Annotated in this window: 18 protein-coding genes and 1 tRNA gene; 7 read left to right on the plus strand and 12 right to left on the minus strand. The window is 69.0% G+C overall.

Going from position 1 to position 18009, the window contains the following annotated elements; translation table 11 throughout:
• Positions 1-416 (minus strand): hypothetical protein (locus tag VG899_03820; protein ID HWA65481.1); only part of this gene is annotated, 416 nt, incomplete at its 3' end.
• 158 nt (positions 417-574) lie between these two features.
• On the opposite strand from VG899_03820, the gene VG899_03825 reads away from it, so the two are divergent.
• Positions 575-1693 carry a histidine kinase gene (locus VG899_03825; GenBank protein HWA65482.1) on the plus strand — a complete coding sequence of 373 codons (1119 nt, stop codon included), beginning with the start codon at positions 575-577 and terminating at the stop codon, positions 1691-1693.
• On the plus strand, positions 1690-2343 hold the full coding sequence (locus VG899_03830) for a response regulator transcription factor (GenBank protein ID HWA65483.1): 654 nt from the start codon (positions 1690-1692) through the stop codon (positions 2341-2343). The genes VG899_03825 and VG899_03830 overlap by 4 nt, the downstream gene beginning before the upstream one ends.
• A gap of 12 nt (positions 2344-2355) precedes the next feature.
• Here VG899_03830 and clpB read toward each other — a convergent pair whose 3' ends face one another.
• From clpB to VG899_03860, 6 genes are all read right to left on the minus strand, one after another.
• Positions 2356-4956: an ATP-dependent chaperone ClpB gene (gene clpB, locus VG899_03835; protein ID HWA65484.1), complete on the minus strand. Its 2601-nt coding sequence runs from the start codon at positions 4954-4956 to the stop codon at positions 2356-2358.
• Between the two features lie 78 nt (positions 4957-5034).
• On the minus strand, positions 5035-5469 hold the full coding sequence (locus VG899_03840) for a helix-turn-helix transcriptional regulator (GenBank protein HWA65485.1): 435 nt from the start codon (positions 5467-5469) through the stop codon (positions 5035-5037).
• Positions 5462-6655 carry a molecular chaperone DnaJ gene (gene dnaJ / locus VG899_03845; protein ID HWA65486.1) on the minus strand — a complete coding sequence of 398 codons (1194 nt, stop codon included), beginning with the start codon at positions 6653-6655 and terminating at the stop codon, positions 5462-5464. Before dnaJ ends, VG899_03840 begins: the two co-directional genes overlap by 8 nt.
• Before the next feature lie 41 nt (positions 6656-6696).
• Entirely contained in the window at positions 6697-7308 is a 612-nt protein-coding gene (grpE, locus tag VG899_03850; GenBank protein HWA65487.1) for a nucleotide exchange factor GrpE, read from the minus strand.
• Positions 7305-9152 carry a molecular chaperone DnaK gene (gene dnaK / locus VG899_03855; protein ID HWA65488.1) on the minus strand — a complete coding sequence of 616 codons (1848 nt, stop codon included), beginning with the start codon at positions 9150-9152 and terminating at the stop codon, positions 7305-7307. Before dnaK ends, grpE begins: the two co-directional genes overlap by 4 nt.
• 206 nt (positions 9153-9358) lie before the next feature.
• Positions 9359-10144 carry a class I SAM-dependent methyltransferase gene (locus VG899_03860; protein HWA65489.1) on the minus strand — a complete coding sequence of 262 codons (786 nt, stop codon included), beginning with the start codon at positions 10142-10144 and terminating at the stop codon, positions 9359-9361.
• 48 nt (positions 10145-10192) lie between these two features.
• On the opposite strand from VG899_03860, the gene VG899_03865 reads away from it, so the two are divergent.
• Together VG899_03865 and VG899_03870 are read left to right on the plus strand one after the other, a co-directional pair.
• A complete protein-coding gene (locus tag VG899_03865; GenBank protein HWA65490.1) occupies positions 10193-10339 on the plus strand; it encodes a hypothetical protein in 147 nt (48 codons plus the stop codon).
• A 43-nt stretch (positions 10340-10382) separates the two neighbouring features.
• On the plus strand, positions 10383-12620 hold the full coding sequence (locus VG899_03870) for a (Fe-S)-binding protein (protein HWA65491.1): 2238 nt from the start codon (positions 10383-10385) through the stop codon (positions 12618-12620).
• 26 nt (positions 12621-12646) lie between these two features.
• Here the strand turns inward: VG899_03870 and dcd are convergent, their stop codons facing one another.
• Positions 12647-13279, minus strand: a complete 633-nt coding sequence (gene dcd / locus VG899_03875) for a dCTP deaminase (protein HWA65492.1) — start codon at positions 13277-13279, stop codon at positions 12647-12649.
• A gap of 61 nt (positions 13280-13340) precedes the next feature.
• Between dcd and VG899_03880 the strand changes: the two genes are divergently transcribed.
• A tRNA-Gly gene (locus VG899_03880) sits at positions 13341-13411 on the plus strand.
• A gap of 31 nt (positions 13412-13442) precedes the next feature.
• On the opposite strand, the gene VG899_03885 is transcribed toward VG899_03880, so the two are convergent.
• Together VG899_03885 and VG899_03890 are read right to left on the minus strand one after the other, a co-directional pair.
• Complete coding sequence (locus tag VG899_03885) at positions 13443-14129, minus strand: SDR family oxidoreductase (protein ID HWA65493.1); 687 nt, start codon at positions 14127-14129, stop codon at positions 13443-13445.
• 10 nt (positions 14130-14139) lie between these two features.
• Positions 14140-14451, minus strand: a complete 312-nt coding sequence (locus tag VG899_03890; protein HWA65494.1) for an antibiotic biosynthesis monooxygenase — start codon at positions 14449-14451, stop codon at positions 14140-14142.
• 129 nt (positions 14452-14580) lie between these two features.
• On the opposite strand from VG899_03890, the gene VG899_03895 reads away from it, so the two are divergent.
• Together VG899_03895 and VG899_03900 are read left to right on the plus strand one after the other, a co-directional pair.
• A complete protein-coding gene (locus tag VG899_03895; protein ID HWA65495.1) occupies positions 14581-14931 on the plus strand; it encodes a YciI family protein in 351 nt (116 codons plus the stop codon).
• A 44-nt stretch (positions 14932-14975) separates the two neighbouring features.
• On the plus strand, positions 14976-16163 hold the full coding sequence (locus tag VG899_03900) for a hypothetical protein (GenBank protein HWA65496.1): 1188 nt from the start codon (positions 14976-14978) through the stop codon (positions 16161-16163).
• Between the two features lie 18 nt (positions 16164-16181).
• On the opposite strand, the gene VG899_03905 is transcribed toward VG899_03900, so the two are convergent.
• Positions 16182-16709 (minus strand): hypothetical protein, encoded by a 528-nt coding sequence (locus tag VG899_03905; GenBank protein ID HWA65497.1) that lies wholly within the window; start codon positions 16707-16709, stop codon positions 16182-16184.
• 20 nt (positions 16710-16729) lie between these two features.
• Complete coding sequence (locus VG899_03910) at positions 16730-17968, minus strand: alpha/beta hydrolase-fold protein (protein HWA65498.1); 1239 nt, start codon at positions 17966-17968, stop codon at positions 16730-16732.
• Positions 17969-18009 lie beyond the last annotated feature (41 nt).

Genomic DNA, 18009 nt, shown 5'->3' on the forward strand with positions numbered 1-18009 from the left:
TACGTGCCGTGCCCAGTAGCGCCTGCGTAGCTGCCCGTCCCGCTGACCACGCGGTAGGTCCCGGTGTCATGCGCAGTAGCGGTACAGGTGGTGAGGTCGGCACGCCAATGGAAGGGCACCACTGCCTTGATGAGCAGGGTGCCTCCGGGCAGCGACACATGCACGGGCACGGCCCCCTTCGCCTCATCATCGGCGCGTGCGGTCCCCACACCGCGGATCGGTCCGGCCGCCTGAAACACGTCGACGAGATCTTTGTTGTTCAGGTTGCCGCTGTAGAGCGTGAAGTGCTCGGTCTGCGCGCCGCCGCTCGCAGCCGCAGTCGCAGTCGCAGTCGCGGCCAACGTCGCGCTGAGTCCGCTCGCGACCGCAGCCGCGGCCAGCGTCCACCCGAGTCGCCGATTGTGTCGAAGCTTCATAGTTGCCCTCCTGACGGTGCTTTGGGGCGCCGACGCTAGGCGGGGGTGAGGCGTCGACACATCACCCGCGACGCCGAACTTCGGTACGCCGCGGGAGCACTCAGCCGTCTGTCTCAAGAGCGATGTGCGAAGCCGATTCGGCCAGTTAGCGTTTTGCCGTGCCCGCCTCGTCGCTCGACAAGCTACGTGGGTGGCCCCTCGATGTCGCGATCTCGATCGTGGTCGCCGGCGCCGCCGTATCGGAGGTACTGAGCAACCACCTGATCTCCCCCAAGGCCGCCGCCCTCCCCTGCGAGCTCTTCACTGCGACCGTGCTCGCCGCGAGGCGGCGCTACCCACTGTCGACGGTCATCGCGGTGTCAGCGTCGGGTGCCGCGGAGGCGATTGGCGGCGTTCCGATCGACCAACCGTGGGTTCCGCTGGCCGCGATGATGATCGCGACTTACACGCTCGTGTCGCGCGCTCGGCTGGACCGCGCCGTCATCGGCTTGCTCTGCCTGGCGCTGGCCTTCGCCGTCCAGGTGATCGACCAGCACAAGGGCTTCGGCAACTTCGTATTCGGAGCCGCATTCGTACTCCCGATCTTTCTGATCGCGCGAACGATGCGAAAGCGCGAGGACCAAGCTGAGCTGGAGGCCCGTCAAAGCGAGGAGCTCGCAGTGGCAGCGGTCGAAGCGGAACGCCGCCGCATTGCGCGTGAGCTCCACGATGTGGTGTCGCACAGTGTCGGGGTGATGGTGCTGCAGGCAGGCGCCGCGCAGTCAGTCGTCGAGCGCGACCCCGCCAAGACCCGCGAGCTGCTCGAGTCGATCCGAGTCACCGGCCTAGCAGCCGTCAACGAGCTCGGGACTCTTCTGGCGCTGGTCCGAGCCGAGCCTTCGGACGAGCTCACCCCGGCGCCGCGGCTGGCTGACCTCGGCCCGCTCGTCGAGCGCATGCGCGAGGCCGGCCTCGCCGTCGACCTCGACATCGCCGGATTGAACCGTTCACTACCCGCCGCCCTGGAGCTGTCCGCGTACCGGATCGTCCAGGAAGGCCTCACCAACGCGCTGAAGTACGCGGCCGGCTCAGCTGTACACGTCGCGGTCTCATGCACCGAGCACAGTTTGGAGATCGACGTGACCGACTCCGGGCGGCGGGGACCCCGAGCTCGAAGCGGCAACCGCCAGGGGCTCGTCGGCGTCAGCGAACGGGTCGCGGTGTTCGGCGGCCATGTACACGCTGGACCGGCGGGCGACGGGTGGGCACTGCGCGCTTCGCTGCCGCTCTCGTCATGATCCGCGTTGTCATCGCCGACGACCAGGACGTCGTGCGTGCCGGGCTTCGGCTGATCCTCGAGGTTCACGACGACATCTGCGTCGTCGCCGAGGCGAACGACGGGTTGGTCGCAGTCGACCAGGTGCTCACCCACCAGCCAGACGTCGCCTTGCTCGACATTCGGATGCCCGGCATCGACGGCATCGAAGCGACCCGTCAGATCACGGCTGCGGGCGTCAAGTCCCGCGTTCTCATCCTGACGATGTACGGGCTCGAGGGCAACGTGTACGACGCGCTGCGCGCGGGAGCATCCGGCTTTCTGCTGAAGACCGACTCGCCGCAGCAGCTCGTCGACGGCGTACGCGTGATCGCGAGTGGTGACCAGATGCTTGCGCCCGCCGTGACCCGCGCGCTGGTGGAGCGGTTCGTCTCTGGGGCGCACCCAGATGCCACGGCCGAGTCGTTCGACCTCACCGACCGCGAGCTCGACGTGCTGCGGCTGGTCGCCAAAGGCCAGTCCAACGCCGAGATCGCGTCGGAGCTGTTGGTCAGCGAGGGCACCGTGAAGACTCACGTCGCGCGGATCCTCGCGAAGCTCGGGGTGCGGGACCGCACGCAAGCCGTCGTCCTTGCCTACGAGCGAGGGATCGTGCGGCCCGGCCAGGCGTGACCGAGTGCGACGTCAGACGGTCGCCTGCTGGGCCGCCTGCACGGCGAGTGCGCTCCGGTCGTCCGTGGTGTCAACCACCACCTGATCGCCGTCCCTGATCTCACCCGACAGCAGGCCCTTCGCGAGCTGATCACCGATCGCACTCTGGATCAGCCGGCGCAGTGGCCGGGCGCCGTAGACCGGGTCGAAGCCGGACAGCGCCAGCCACTCTCGCGCCGCGTCGGTGACGTCGAGGGTCAGCCGCCGGTCGGCAAGCCGCGCCGCGAGCCGGGCGACCTGGATGTCGACGATCGCGCCGAGCTGCTCGGTGCCCAACGAGTGGAACACCACGATGTCGTCGAGCCGGTTCAGGAACTCCGGCTTGAAGTGCGCCCGGGCAGCACCCAGCGCGGCTTCCCGCTTCGCGGCGTCGTCGAGCGCCGGATCGTTGATGAACGACGAGCCGATGTTCGACGTCAGCAGCAGGATGGCGTTGCGGAAGTCGACCGTACGTCCCTGGCCGTCGGTCAGCCGGCCGTCGTCGAGCACCTGTAGCAGCACGTCGAACACGTCCGGGTGCGCCTTCTCGACCTCGTCGAGCAACACGACGGTGTAGGGCCGCCGGCGCACCGCCTCGGTGAGCTGGCCGCCCTCGTCGTACCCGACGTAGCCGGGAGGCGCGCCGACCAGTCGGGCCACCGAGTGCTTCTCGGCGTACTCGCTCATGTCGATGCGGACCATCGCGCGCTCGTCGTCGAACAGGTACGACGCGAGCGCCTTCGCCAGCTCGGTCTTGCCGACACCGGTCGGGCCGAGGAACAGGAACGAACCGGTCGGGCGATCGGGGTCGGCGATGCCGGACCGCGCGCGGCGGACGGCGTCGGAGACCGCCTGCACCGCATCGTCCTGCCCGACCACACGAGCCTCGAGCGCGGACTCCATCCGCAGCAGCTTCTCGGTCTCACCTTCGAGCAGCCGCCCGGCCGGAATGCCGGTCCACGACGCGACCACCTCGGCGACGTCGTCGGGCCCGACCTCCTCCTTGACCATCGGCAGGACGGCGGCGTCCGCGGCTTGCTCTGCCGCCGCGGCGGACGCGAGCTCGGCCTCCGCCGCCGGGATCTCGCCGTAGAGCAATCGGCCCGCCGTCTCCAGGTCGCCGGCGCGCTGCGCCGACTCCGCCTGGGTGCGCAGCGCGTCGAGGCGCTGCTTCAAGTCACCGACCCGGTTGAGACCGGTCTTCTCCCGCTCCCATCGCGCGTTGAGCGCGGCGAGCTGCTCGTTCTTGTCGGCAAGCTCGGCGCGTAGCTTCTCGAGCCGCTCGCGCGAGGCGACGTCGTCCTCACGCTCGAGGGCCATCTCCTCCATGCGCAACCGGTCGACCGCGCGCTGGAGCTCGTCGATCTCCACCGGCCGCGAGTCGATCTCCATGCGTAGCCGCGACGCGGCCTCGTCGACGAGGTCGATCGCCTTGTCCGGCAGGAAGCGGGCGGTGATGTAACGGTTGGACAGCGTCGCCGCCGCGACCAGCGCCGCGTCGGTGATCTCCACCTTGTGATGCGCCTCGTAACGGCCCTTGAGTCCACGCAGGATCGCGATGGTGTCCTCGACGCTCGGCTCGCCGACCATGACGGGGGCGAAGCGCCGCTCGAGCGCCGGGTCCTTCTCGATCGACTCGCGGTACTCGTCGAGGGTCGTCGCGCCGATCAGCCGCAGCTCGCCACGAGCCAGCATCGGCTTGAGCATGTTGCCGGCGTCCATGGCGCCCTCGCCGGTCGCGCCGGCGCCGACGACGGTGTGCAGCTCGTCGATGAAGGTGACGACCTGTCCGTCGCTGTCCCTGATCTCGGCGAGGACGGCCTTGAGCCGCTCCTCGAACTCGCCGCGGTACTTCGCGCCCGCGACCATCGCCGCCAGGTCGAGCGACACCAGACGCTTGCCGCGCAACGACTCCGGCACGTCGCCGGCGACGATGCGCTGCGCCAGACCTTCGACGACAGCGGTCTTGCCGACGCCCGGCTCGCCGATGAGCACGGGATTGTTCTTGGTACGCCGGGACAGCACCTGGATCACCCGGCGGATCTCGGTGTCGCGACCGATGACCGGGTCGAGCTTCCCGTCACGGGCGGCCGCCGTCAGGTCTACGCCGTACTTCTCCAAGGTCTGGTAGGTGCCCTCGGGCTCGGGGCTGGTGACCCGCGCCGACCCGCGCACGACGCTGAACGCATCCTGCAGCTGCGACGCGGAGGGGAGCAGGTCCGCGACCGGCGCGCCGCCGGCGGAGGCCAGCCCGACGACGAGGTGCTCGGTCGAGACGTACTCGTCGCCGAGGGACTTCGCCAGGTCGGCCGCGGCGTTGACGACGGCGATCGCCGGTCGCGACAGGCCAGGAGCGGCCACCGTCGAGCCGGTGGCGGAAGGCAGCCGGTCGAGTGCCGCGGCGACCTCGGCGGCGATCTTCGTCGGGTCACCGCCGGCCGCCTCGATCAGCGGGCGCGGTACGCCGTCAGCCGGGCCGAGCAGCGCCGACAGCAGGTGCAGCGGCTCGACATGCGGGTGGCCGGCCGCGGCCGCGGCCCCGACCGCGTCGCTGAGCGCCTGCTGGCTTCGCGTGGTGAATCGGTAGCTGTCCATCACAGTCCATTTCGCGTGATCGTGGTGTTGTGGCCGCAACCGCCGGGCGAGTGGGTCGACAACGCCGCGATCGCGGGGTCAGCGGGGTGGTTGGGGGCGCCAGACGACCACGTCCGGCGGGGTGAACGGGACCAGGTCGCGGCGGTAGGAGCGGTGTACGGCCTGCTCCCGACGGGCGATCTCGCCGTGCAACGCCTCGACCTCGGCGAGCACCTCGGCCAGTCGCTGCTGCAGTGCGGAGACGTGTTGCTCGAGCTCGAGGATTCGCTTCACGCCCGCGAGGTTGATGCCCTCGTCCTGCGAGAGACGTTGGACCTCGCGCAACATCGCGATGTCACGCGCCGAGTAGCGCCGACCCCGGCCGCTGGTCCGGCCGGGGGAGACCAGCCCGATGCGGTCGTAGGTGCGCAGCGTCTGCGGGTGCATCCCAGCAAGCGTTGCGGCGACCGAGATCACGAACACGGGTGCGTCGTCCGCGACGTTTCCCGCGACGAAGCCGAAGTCGTCAGCCATGGTTCGCCTCCTCGTTTGCTGAGGTTGTCGCCGCGCCCGCCATCGACTCGAGGTGGGCGCGTGGGTTGTCGGGAACGGCCGCGGCGTACGCCTCGAGCGCGGCCTTAGCCTCGTCGCTGAGCTGAGCCGGTACGGCGACGTCGACCGTGACGAGCAGGTCACCCTTGGAACCGTCGCGGCGAGTGACACCTTTGCCGCGCACCCGCAGCACCCGGCCGCTGGCGGTGCCGGCGGGGATCTTCACCGTCACGGGTGGCCCGTCGAGGGTCGGCACCTTGACCGTGGTGCCGAGCGCGGCCTCCGGGAAGGTGACCGGGACGGTCAGCGTCAGGTTGTCGCCCTTGCGCCCGAACAGCTCGTGCGTGCCGACGTGGACCAAGACGATCAGGTCCCCGGCCGGGCCACCTCGTTCACCAGGCTCGCCCTTGCCCTTGAGCCGGATCTTCTTGCCGTCGGCGACCCCGGCCGGGATCCGAGCCCGCAGCGTGCGGGTCGTGATCGCTTCCCCGGTGCCGGAGCACGTCGGGCACGGGTCGTCGATCAGCAGCCCGCGGCCGCGGCACTCGCGGCACGGCTGACCGAGTACGGCGAAACCACCCTGGTTGGTCGACTCCATCCCGGTGCCGGAGCAGCGGGGGCAGACCCGGGTCGCCGTACCCGGCTTGGCGCCGGAGCCACGGCAAGTCGGACAGCTGTGCGGACCGGAGATCGTCAGCGGCAGCGTGACGCCGGCCGCGGCATCGGTGAACGACAGCGTGACCTCGGCCTCGACGTCGCCACCGCGACGCGGCGCGGCCGACCTGGCCCGGCCACCGCCGAACAGCCCCCCGAAGAGGTCGCCGAGCCCACCGGCGCCGCCCCCTGCGCCGCCGAAGAGGTCGCCCAGGTCGAACGTCGTCGCGCCGCCGGGCCCGGGTCGGCCGGCACCGGGCGGCATCCGAAAGCCGCCGTTCGCGAACAGCGCGCGGGCCTCGTCGTACTCCTTGCGCTTGGTCGCGTCGGAGAGAACGTCGTAGGCCTCGGAGATCTCCTTGAACTTCTCCTCCGCCTTCGCGTCGCCGGCGTTGGCGTCGGGGTGGTGGGTGCGCGCCAGCTTGCGGTAGGCCTTCTTGATGTCGGCCGCCGAGGCGTCCTTCGGGACGCCGAGCATGGCGTAGTAGTCCTTCTCGAAGTCACGAGAACTCATGCCGGCGTCCCTCCTTCCTCATCGTTGGTGGTGGTCGTCGATCACTCCGGCTGCGCGTCGGGTGCGGCCGGGGTGGCGGTGTCGGGCTCGAGTACGGCGACCCGCGCCGGGCGGAGCACTCGCTCGCCGACCCGGTAACCGGGCTGGTAGATCTCCGAGCACACCGGCTCGCTGACCTCACCGGACAGGCCGTGGGTGAGCGCCTCGTGGATGGTCGGGTCGAACGGCTCGCCGGCGTCGCCGAATCGGGACAACCCGAGCTTGGTCAACGTGGCGTCCAAGCCGTCGGCCACCAGCGCGAACCCGCCGGTGACCTCGCCGTGGGCACGAGCGCGGTCGAGGTCGTCGAGTACCGGGAGCAGGCCGATCATCACCGACGCGAGCGCGGCCTCACCGACCGCCTGCCGGTCGCGCTCGACGCGACGCCGGTAGTTGGCGTACTCCGCCTGCACCCGCTGGAGGTCAGCGGTGAGCTCGGCGGTCAGGTCGTCGCCACCGGCGGCCGGTGCCTCGGGTTCACCCGACGCGGCGGGCGCCGCCAGGTCCGGGATCTCGGCGCGACGCTCGCCCGTGGCGGGATCGAAGCGACGCTTGTCCCGGACGACGGGGGCCTCGCCCTCGCCGTCCGGGGCAGCGCTGAACTCTTCGCTCACTGGGATGACCCTGCCTCGGTGTCGCTGTCGTCGACGATCTCGGCGTCGACGACGTTGTCGTCGTCAGCGGCCGGGCCGGCCTGGCTCGACGCCCCCGCGGATGCCGCGGCGTTGGCGTCGTAGAGCGCCTGGCCCATCTTCTGGCTGATCGTCGCCAGCGCCTCCGACTTCGACTTGATCGCGTCGATGTCGTCCGCCTCCAGGGCGGTCCTGACCTCGGCGACCGCAGCGGTGACCTCGTTCTTCACGTCGTCGGCGACCTTGTCGGCGTTGTCGGTGAGGAACTTCTCGGTCGTGTAGACCAAGCCCTCGGCCTGGTTGCGGACCTCCGCCGACTCGCGACGCTTGCGGTCCTCCTCGGCGTACTGCTCGGCCTCGCGCATCATCCGGTCGATGTCTTCCTTCGGCAGCGCCGAACCGCCGGTGATGGTCATGGACTGCTCCTTGCCGGTGCCCAGGTCCTTGGCGCCGACGTGCACGATGCCGTTTGCGTCGATGTCGAAGGTGACCTCGATCTGCGGGACGCCGCGCGGTGCGGGCGGCAGGCCCGTCAGCTCGAAGTTGCCGAGCGACTTGTTGTACGACGCGATCTCGCGCTCGCCCTGGAACACCTGGATCAGCACCGACGGCTGGTTGTCGTCAGCCGTCGTGAAGATCTCGCTGCGCTTGGTCGGGATCGTGGTGTTGCGCTCGATGAGCTTGGTCATGATCCCGCCCTTGGTCTCGATGCCGAGCGAGAGCGGAGTGACGTCGAGCAGCAGGATGTCCTTGACCTCGCCCTTGAGCACGCCGGCCTGCAGGGCGGCGCCGACGGCGACGACCTCGTCCGGGTTCACGCCCTTGTTCGGCTCGCGACCGCCGGTCAGCTCCTTGACCACGTCGACCACCGCGGGCATCCGGGTCGAGCCGCCGACGAGCACCACGTGATGGATGTCACCGACGTTGACACCCGCGTCGCGGATCGCCTGCTGGAACGGGCCCTTGGTCCGCTCGAGCAGGTCGGCGGTCATCCGCTGGAACTCGGTGCGGGAGAGCTTCTCGTCCAGGTGCAGCGGGCCGGCGTCGCTGGCGGTGATGTAGGGCAGGTTGATCGTGGCTTCGGAGGAGCTGGACAGCTCGATCTTCGCCTTCTCCGCGGCTTCGCGCAGGCGCTGCATCGCCATCTTGTCCACGGACAGGTCGATGTTGTGCCCGGCCTTGAACCGCTCGACCAGCCAGTCGACGATCTTCTGGTCCCAGTCGTCACCACCGAGGTGGTTGTCGCCGCTGGTGGCCTTCACCTCGATGACGCCGTCACCGATCTCGAGCAGCGAGACGTCGAAGGTGCCGCCACCGAGGTCGAAGACGAGGATCGTCTGGTCGGCTTCCTTGTCCAGACCGTAGGCGAGAGCGGCCGCCGTCGGCTCGTTGATGATTCGCAGCACCTCGAGGCCGGCGATCTGGCCGGCTTCCTTCGTGGCCTGCCGTTGAGCGTCGGAGAAGTACGCCGGAACCGTGATCACCGCGTCGGTGACCGGCTCGCCGAGGTAGGCCTCCGCGTCGCGCTTGAGCTTGGACAGGATGAACGCCGAGATCTGCTGCGGCGTCTGGCTCTTGCCGTCGATGTCGATGGTCCAGTCGGTGCCGATGTGGCGCTTGACCGAACGGATCGTGCGGTCGGGGTTGGTGACCGCCTGCCGCTTGGCGACCTCGCCGACCAGGACCTCGCCGTTCTTGGCGAACGCCACGACGCTCGGCGTCGTCCGCGAGCCCTCGGCGTTGGCGATGACGTTGGGCTCCCCGCCCTCGAGGACGGTGACGACGCTGTTCGTCGTACCGAGGTCGATGCCGACCGCTCGTCCCATGTGCGTGCTCCTTCTTCCGTGCCCTCTGGGCTGCGTCCGTCTCAGGTTGAGCCGGTCTCGCTCAGGTTAACCGTGAGGAGGGGCGTTGTCATTCCGGATTGAGCGGATTCGGCTCAACTTTTTTCTGGACGCAGGCTGAATGCCCCTTGCGACCCGCATTCATGCAGGTCAGCAGGGGTGACTCCGCTGGCAGCGGGGTCGGAGCCCTACGCGGCGAGGTTCTCGCGCAGGTCGTCCGGCGTCACGACGATGTCCGGGGAGTAGGTGATCGCCCCGATCCCGAAGCCGCGCTGGTTGACCGGGTCGGCGATGAACTCCCGCGACGGGTAGCGGTCACGCACCAGCCGCCACATGACGGGGACCCCGCCGGCGTAGGCGTTGTTGACCTCGCCGAGCTCACGGCCGTCGGTCTGGATGTCGTGGAAGGCGATGATCCCGCCCGGACGCACCAGGTGGCGGTAGGTCAGGAAGTCCGAGCGCACGCCTTCGAAGCTGTGGTCGCCGTCGATGAACAGCAGGTCGAGCAGCTCACCACCGAGCAGGCGTTCGACCGCCGCGAGGGTCTTCGGGTCGGTCGTGGAGCCGTTCAGGTAGCTCAGCCGCTGGCCGGCCGGCGCCAGCAGACGCAACGGGCCCCGGTTGCAGACGTGCAGGTCGACGCCGATCACCTGCTCGGCGGGCAGCACCTGCGACATGATCAGGTTGTTGCCGCCGTACTGCGTGCCGAGCTCGCAGACCCGCCGCGGCGCACTCTGCGCGGCGTACTCGAAGAAGCCCACCGCTTCCACGTCGCGCTGGACCGCACCCGGCGGCAGATGGCGCCGCCCGAAGTCCAGCCAGTCCTGCACGCTCACGCACTTCGTGGCGTCGGCCCGCATCCGGCGGCGACGCTGCGGATCGAGCGTCAGCCGCAGTCCGGCGACCGCGTCGATGACCGCGGGCGGCAAGGTGTGCCTCAACCGTCCGGCGACCCGCGCAGAGAGCCCGCCCATCGCGCGCGAATCTAACAGTGGATGGCCCTGCGGCGTACCGTTTGCGGTGTGTTGGGACGCCTCCAGGACAGGCGCGGCGAGCCCGCTCTACGGACCCGGGCGACGGCCGCGCTGGTGATCGTCGGGCTGATCGTGCTGACCGCGCCCCTGGTTGTGATCCCGGTGATCGGGTGGGTCACCCACCAGTTGCTCTAGCCAGGCCCGCCAGATCGATCCGGCAGATAAGTAAAGTGCGCAGGTGACTGTTCGCCTGATTGCCGGCATCGCCGTCTCGCTCATCGCCTTCGCCGTCGCGCTCTATCGGATGCAATGGCTGGGCCGACTCGTGCTCGCCGGCGCCCCGATCCCGCCCGAGCGCAAGCCCAACGTCCTCGGCGCGGTGAAGGCTCAGCTGACGGACGTCCTCGCTCAGCGCAAGCTGTTCAAGGTCAAGGGGTCGGGCACCGCCCACGCCTTCACCTTCTGGGGCTTCACGGTGCTGTTCCTCACGATCATCGAGGCGTACGGCTCGCTGTTCCAGCGCGACTTCGCGATCCCGTACATCGGCAGGAGCCGGGCGTTGGGCCTCATCGAGGACATCTTCGCCGTCGCGGTCACGCTTGCGATCATCGTCTTCACCTGCATCCGGCTGGCGCGCTCGCCGAAGCGGATCGGGCGCAAGTCACGCTTCTACGGCTCGCACGTCGACCAGGCCTACCTGGTGCTCGGGCTGATCTTCCTGGTCATGGCGACGCTGGTCCTCTACCGCGGCGCGCAGCTGTCCAACGGCTACTTCCCGTACCAGCACGACGGGTGGTGGCCGTTCGCCTCGAAGGCGGTCAGCTACATCGTGCCGAACGGCATCGCCTTCGAGTCGGCCTTCATCGTCGCCCAGATCGCCGTGGTGGTCGGCTTCCTGGTGTTCCTGCTCTACGGCAAGCACATGCACATCGTCACTGCGCCGCTCAACGCGTCCCTCAAGCGTCACCCGAAGGGGCTCGGCGCGCTCGGTACGACGCCCGATCTCGAGAAGCTGATGGAGGACGAGAACGCGGTCCTGGGCGTCGGCCAGGTCGAGCAGTTCCACCAGCAGCAGCTGCTGCAGACGCTGGCGTGCACCGAGTGCGGCCGCTGCCAGGACAAGTGCCCGGCGTGGAACACCGGCAAGCCGCTCAACCCGAAGCTGGTCATCACCGGCATCCGCGACGCGCTGTTCGCCGAGGCGCCGAGGCTGCTCGGCGGTGACAGCGAGGCCGAGCCGAAGATGCTCGTCCCGGACATCATCGACCCCGACGTGCTGTGGAGCTGCACCACCTGCGGCGCCTGCGTCGAGGAGTGCCCGGTCGACATCGAGCACGTCGACGCCATCGTCGACATGCGCCGCTACCAGGTGCTGATGGAGTCCTCGTTCCCGAGCGAGGCCGGCACGATGCTGCGCAACATCGAGAACCAGGGCAACCCGTGGGGGCTGCGCGCGGACATGCGCGCGGAGTGGCTCGACGGCATCGACTTCGAGATCCCGATCGTCGAGGACACCATCCCCGACGACGTCGAGTGGCTCTACTGGGTCGGTTGCGCGGGCTCGCTCGACGACCGTGCTCGCCGCTCCACCCAGGCCATCGCCAAGGTGTTCCACGCCGCCGGGGTGAAGTTCGCGATCCTCGGCCCGCAGGAAGCCTGCACCGGCGACCCGGCGCGGCGCATGGGCAACGAGTACCTGTTCCAGGAGATGGCCAAGGCCAACATCGAGATCCTCGACGGCGTCGGGGCGAAGAAGATCGTCGCGTCCTGCCCGCACTGCTTCAACACGATCGGCAACGAGTACCCGTCACTGGGCGGCAACTACGAGGTCGTGCACCACTCGCAGCTGCTCGGCCGGCTGGTCGCCGAAGGCAAGCTGGCGCCGCAGGACCCGATCGTCGCGAAGCTGACCTACCACGACCCGTGCTACCTCGGCCGCCACAACAACGTGATGGACGCGCCGCGCACCGTGCTCGACGCCGTACCGGGCCTGGAGCGGGTCGAGATGCACCGCCACGGCAAGCGCGGCTTCTGCTGCGGGGCCGGCGGCGCGCGGATGTGGATGGAGGAGCGGATCGGCACCCGGGTCAACGTCGAGCGCACCGAGGAGGCGATCGACACCGGCGCCGACATCATCGCCACGTCGTGCCCCTACTGCCTGATCATGCTCGACGACGCGGTGAACGGGAAGCGCGCCGAGGGCATGGCGAAGCAGGTGCGCGTCATCGACATCGCCCAGGTGATCGGTGACTCGATCGGGCTGCGCAAGCTGCAGCCGGCGATGGCCGGCGCACCGGCCGCCGAAGCCGAAGCCGAAGCCGACACCGCTTCCGCGGAAGCGGGTGCACCGACTGACCCCACCGCGTCCGCACCAACTCCGGCTCAGCCGCTCGAGGAGTCGACGTCCAACGCGCAGACCCCGCCGGTCGACCCGTCCGGCCCGACGCCCGACGAGCACGAAGGCCCCATCGAGTAGTCGGCCCACCACCCCCCCGTCGAGCCCTACGTATTTGGTCTTTCAGGGGGGTCTGAGAGACCAACAACGTTGGGCTCGGCGAGGGTGAGGTTGCCGCGGCGGAAGTTGATGCTCGAGCGTGACGGTGTCGGGCCGCGCTGCCCCTGGTAGCGCGAGCCGTAGATCGACGAACCGTACGGGTGCTCGGCGGGCGAGGTGAGCCGGAAAACGCACACCTGGCCGATCTTCATGCCCGGCCAGAGCTTGATCGGCAGTGTCGCGACGTTGGACAGCTCGAGGGTGACGTGCCCGGAGAACCCCGGGTCGATGAAGCCGGCCGTCGAGTGGGTGAGCAGCCCCAGCCGGCCCAGCGAGCTCTTCCCCTCGAGTCGCGCCGCCAGGTCGTCGGCGAGGCTGACGACCTCGTACGTCGAGCCGAGCACGAACTCGCCCGGGTGCAGGATGAACGGCTCGTCGACACCCACCTCCACCAACCGGGTCAGGTCCTCCTGCTCCTCGGCGGGGTCGATGTGCGGGTAGCGGTGGTTCTCGAACACCCGGAAGAGCCGGTCCAGCCGGACGTCGATGCTCGAAGGCTGGACGAGAGTCTCGTCGTACGGGTCGATCCCGAGTCGCCCCGCAGCAACCTCAGCCTTGATGTCCCGGTCGGAGAGAAGCACGCGCAGAACATATCGGCCCGGCTATCCTCGGCACGTTCGCCAGCCCGCAGGGCCGGCGGTCGCGGGCGTAGTTCAATGGCAGAACATCAGCTTCCCAAGCTGACAGTGCGGGTTCGATTCCCGTCGCCCGCTCTCCTCGGCGAGGCCAGCCGTGCCCGGGCAGCTAGTTGATGCTGAAGCCGAAGTCGATCGTCAGGTCCTGACCGTTGATGCCGCCATTGCTGAGCAGGAAGTCAGTGGCGTCCGCGATCTCGGCCATGGTCACCAGTCGACCAAGCGGGGTCCGTGGGATCGCGGGATGGTCGGGCATCGCCGCCCATTTCGGGCTGTCGCCGACCACCCCTGGGTGCAGCGCGTTGACCCGGTGCGGCGCGATCTCGACCGCCAGCGTTCGGGCGAGCGCGGAGATGCCGCCGTTGTGCGTCGTGACGATCGTCGACCCCGGATAGGGACGGTCTTTCGCAACGCCACCGAACAGTACGACGCAGGCGCCGGCAGCCATCCGCGGGTGAAGAAGCCTCACGACCTCGGGATACCCGACGAGCTTGGTCACGACCGCAGCAGTTGCCTCCTCGACGTCGAACTCGCGCAGCGTGTTGGGGAACTGCGAGATCGCCGTCAGCACGAGGTGGTCGACCGCCGTGATCGACGCGAGCTGCGACTCCAGGCCGCTCGGCTTGCTGAGATCGACCGCAATGCCGGTGACGTTGCCCTCGATCTCTTCAGCGACCGCGACCGCCCGGCCGACATCTCTGCTGGTGATCACAACGTCATCGCCCCGCGACGCGAACCGGGTCGCGATGAAGCGGCCGAGTCCCGCACTGCCACCGATCACGATCGAGTTGGCCACAACCGAGTCCCTATGCGCCGTGCTCGGCGAGGACGTCGAGGTCGATGAACTCCGGCGGCCCGTCCAAGGCGTCCATCAAACCCTTGCGGACCTCGACCAGACCAGCCTGGCGGCGCGGGTCGGCCTCCCGGACACGGGCCGCCTCCTCACTGTCGAACGTCGCGATGACGTAGACCACGTCCGGATCCTGCTGAGACCGGGTGACGACTTCGCTGATCAGACCCGAGCCTGGTTGTTCGATCTCCATGAGCTTGTCCATCAACCCGACGAAGTCAGCCTCCTTGCCCGCTTTGAGGCGGCCTTTGATGATCTGGATCCACATGGCGACTCCCCGATGTCGGCTGACCTTTACGCCGTGTTTGGTGGCAGGCCTCATGCAACCACGGCGGACGGCGCGATCCGTCGGCGCGACGGCTGGCGATCGGGCGCCCCTTCGACTGACAATCAGCGAATGGCACAGCCGCGAACCGCGACGCCGCCCGCCGAGTTCGACACCTATCAACTGGTGATCCTTCGCCGGCCGGCGCAGCCACCCGAGTACGACGACGACACGACGAACCTTCTCTTCTCCCAGCACCTCGGCCACCTCGCAGACATGCGGGACGCCGGGCATCTCCTGGCCGCTGGACCGTTGAGCGACCAACCGGACGATGCGCTGCGCGGGATCTGCCTCTTCCGGACCGGATCGGTCGAGAAGGCGCGCGAGCTCGCAGTCCAGGACCCAGCGGTGCAGGCCGGGCTGTTCGTGGTCGACGTGATGACATGGCGTACGCCGAAGGGCGAGATCCCGTTCGGCGGCTGACCGAGCGCCGCTTCGACGGCGGGCACCGATCCGGGGGGACAACGATGCACTACAACCGCGGCAACCGTTACACCGTCGTCGTAGCAGCGCTGGCGACGATCGCGTCGTTCGCGTCGAGTGCGCCGGCCCACGGATCGGGCGCGCTCAGCATCGGTGCTCCGCATCAGGTCGGTTACACCGGAACCAACGCGCTGGCGATCAGCTGCCCTCGGGGCATCCCGGTCTCCGCCAGCGTCTGCGCGGTCCTCATCGACGTGACGGCGCATCCTCGCTACCCGTCGCTCTCACTCGTACGCCGCGGGGTGCCGAGCGCGCCGCAAGAGCTGGCGCGAGACGCCGACCGTGTCGTATGCGCCTCCGCGACCGTGTGCGGGGTCTATGCGACTCCGGCGGCGGCGTCAGGTGGGAGCAACACGATCGAGTGGCTCCGCAACGGCACGCCCCGCTCGACCACCACGATCGATGGGATCAAGTTCGTCACCGACGTCGAGTGCCCAACCGCGAGTCGGTGCGTCGCGATCGGCGAGGCGCTTCAGCAGATCACCGCCACGACCTACAACTTCCACGCTCGGCTCGCGTTCGTCTCACCGCGCACGAATACGGCGACGGCCGAACCCATCCCGGCGGTCAACGAGGTGGCCGACCTCTCCTGCGGCTCGCCGACCAGCTGCTACGCGACCGGCAGCAAGCACGGACCGGTCACGGTCCAGGGTGACGCCCGAAGCGAGTTCGTCCCCGCCGGTGCCGTCGACGGCGGCGAGCGCATCGTCCACGTCACCGGGTCCAAGGTCACCGTCGCCCCCGTCACCGAGCCGCGCCTCGGCCGGATCGCCTGCGGGGACGCGACGCATTGCATCGCCACCTCCTACACCGGGGACTTCGCATCAGGCTCCGGCTGGAACCTGCTCGCGGTGACCGACGGCAAGGTGGACGACGTCATCCGGTCCACGCAGACCCTCGACTTCGCGTGCTGGAACGCGACCGACTGTCTGGGTGTGGTCGGCCTCGACCACTCCAACGACGCCGACCCCGACCAGACCGCCTACGTCGCAGCGCTCGACGCAGGACAGCCCGGCGCGACGAGCAACCTGCCCGGCTACGACTTCAGTGGCGAGCTCCTGACGCCACAGGTCGCCTGCCCGACCGCGGGGATGTGTCTGATCGAGGCGGCGAGAACATCAGCCGCGAGGGCCGGCGAGGAGATCGACACCATGGTCGTCGCCACCTCTTGAGCCGCCTCGGCGGTCAGCTCACCACTGCGCCGGATGGATGTACGTCGCAGCGGGTCGCCCCAACCACTGAGTGACCCGCATCGCGAGATCCATGTCGGCCAGCCGAGCGGTACGCAGATTGGTCAGCCGGCTCGGCGTACAACCGATGACCTGGCCGAGGCCCACCCAGGTCAGACCTTCCTCGACCCGCCGCCGGTTGAGATCCGCGTGCAGCTCGTCGAGGCTCCAGCGAAGCCGGCGGTCAGGACCTGCCTTCGGCAGCCTGCTCGTGCCGACGTCGACCACCGGCCCGGTCAGGAACTCCTCCGGGACGCGGTCGATCCAGCGCAGCACGAACATCGCGTACTGACACGAGATGTCACCCCGCTGCCCGAACCGTGGCACCGCCCCTGGGCACAGCGGGCTGTCTCCCCGCCGGGCGTTGAGCTCCGACGACTGCTGCCACAGCACCGCGGCGAGCTGGTTCCAGTCCAGCCCCGCCGCGCGGCGTTGCTCGTTGAGCGCGTCGAAGAGCGCGGAGCAGTCGAACGCCGGAAGCGCGTGCACGCACTCAGTATTCGCCGCCGTCAACTCGCGCAGTGCCTCGCCAACACGATCGTCGTCGGGGTGCTCGTGCGAATCGTGCAGCCGTTGCTCGTGGTGATCGTCACGTCGGACCCGGCGTCGCTGATCGAGAGCCGGTGCAACGTGCGGCTGAACTGCACGACCTTCGTCGGCGGCGCGGCGAACCGGTAGCCGACGTCCCACAGCTGACCGCTCGTAGCGACGGTGTCGTTGGTCCACGACTGCGGATCGGTGATCACCGGCGCGAAGGGGTTCCACTTGACGAGCGAGTCGACCTCGCCGAGGAAGTCAGGGATGTCGTGGCCGCCGGTGTGCGGCTGATAGGTGATGTCGACTCCCGCCTCGACCGCGGCCTTGTGGAAACGCTGGCTCATCGGGTAGATGACGATTCCCTCTTCTTCCGAGCCCGGTGTGTTGTACGCCGCGACCGGGCTCGGCGCGCCGTTGCCGGTGCTTTCGAACACGCGGGTCTGGCGCAGGTTCATCACGAGCTTTGCCGGGTTGTGCCCGGACATGTAGAAGCCGTACGGGCGGCCGTCGACGGGGAACAGCTGGTAGTCGCCCTTGAGCGGAGCGAAGGAGAGCACGCCTTCGGCCGCGTCGGGGATCGGGGCGTAGTACTGCGGGTCGACAAAGCCGGACAGGGTCGCCACCGACCCGAAGAAGCCAGGCAGCCGACCGCCGAGATACGTCGCACCGAAGCCGCCCATCGAGATGCCCACCAGCGCGTGGTAGCGCCGCTGCGGCAGGATCCGGTAGTCGTGCAGGATCGTCGGCAGCACGGTGTCGAGCTCGTAGCTCTCCCATGACGGCCCGCCGCGGCGGCCGTGGTTCCACCAGTCCGTGTACCAGCCGCTCGCCCCCTCCGGCATCACGACGATCGGCTTCGGGTTCAGCGTCTCGAACGGCAGCTCCAGCTTCCACTGCGCCCACCACGCGTAGTCGCAGTTCAATCCGTTGAGGGCGACGACCAACGGATACCGCTTCGCCGGGTCGTATCCCGCCGGCAGCAACACGTTCGCGCGAGGCGCGCCGGCGTACGGCAGCCACTGGGAGCCGATCTCCCCGTGCGGAGCCGGGATCGTCATCGTGATCAGCCGCGGCTGCGCCGCGGGTGGAGTCTTCGCAAGAGCGCTCCCGGTCGCGCCGGCGAGGGTTGAGCCGAGGAGAACCGTCGAGACGAGCAGCGCACGGGCCTTGGTACGTCGCATGTAGTGGTCTTCGCGACGAACGAGGCCCACCCTGCCTGCGCCGGGGTCGAGCTGCTCCCGTGCGTATGTTG

It is taken from the genome of Mycobacteriales bacterium, from assembly GCA_035550055.1.
Lineage (GTDB): Bacteria > Actinomycetota > Actinomycetes > JAFAQI01 > JAFAQI01 > DASZTV01.

What these genes read in the sequence shown, in the direction of transcription:
- VG899_03830 (HWA65483.1), top strand. Translation starts at nt 1,690, where the DNA reads ATGATCCGCGTTGTCATCGCCGACGACCAGGACGTCGTGCGTGCCGGG.
- clpB (HWA65484.1), bottom strand. Translation starts at nt 4,956, where the DNA reads ATGGACAGCTACCGATTCACCACGCGAAGCCAGCAGGCGCTCAGCGAC.
- VG899_03840 (HWA65485.1), bottom strand. Translation starts at nt 5,469, where the DNA reads ATGGCTGACGACTTCGGCTTCGTCGCGGGAAACGTCGCGGACGACGCA.
- dnaJ (HWA65486.1), bottom strand. Translation starts at nt 6,655, where the DNA reads ATGAGTTCTCGTGACTTCGAGAAGGACTACTACGCCATGCTCGGCGTC.
- dnaK (HWA65488.1), bottom strand. Translation starts at nt 9,152, where the DNA reads ATGGGACGAGCGGTCGGCATCGACCTCGGTACGACGAACAGCGTCGTC.
- VG899_03860 (HWA65489.1), bottom strand. Translation starts at nt 10,144, where the DNA reads ATGGGCGGGCTCTCTGCGCGGGTCGCCGGACGGTTGAGGCACACCTTG.
- VG899_03890 (HWA65494.1), bottom strand. Translation starts at nt 14,451, where the DNA reads ATGTGGATCCAGATCATCAAAGGCCGCCTCAAAGCGGGCAAGGAGGCT.
- VG899_03895 (HWA65495.1), top strand. Translation starts at nt 14,581, where the DNA reads ATGGCACAGCCGCGAACCGCGACGCCGCCCGCCGAGTTCGACACCTAT.
- VG899_03900 (HWA65496.1), top strand. Translation starts at nt 14,976, where the DNA reads ATGCACTACAACCGCGGCAACCGTTACACCGTCGTCGTAGCAGCGCTG.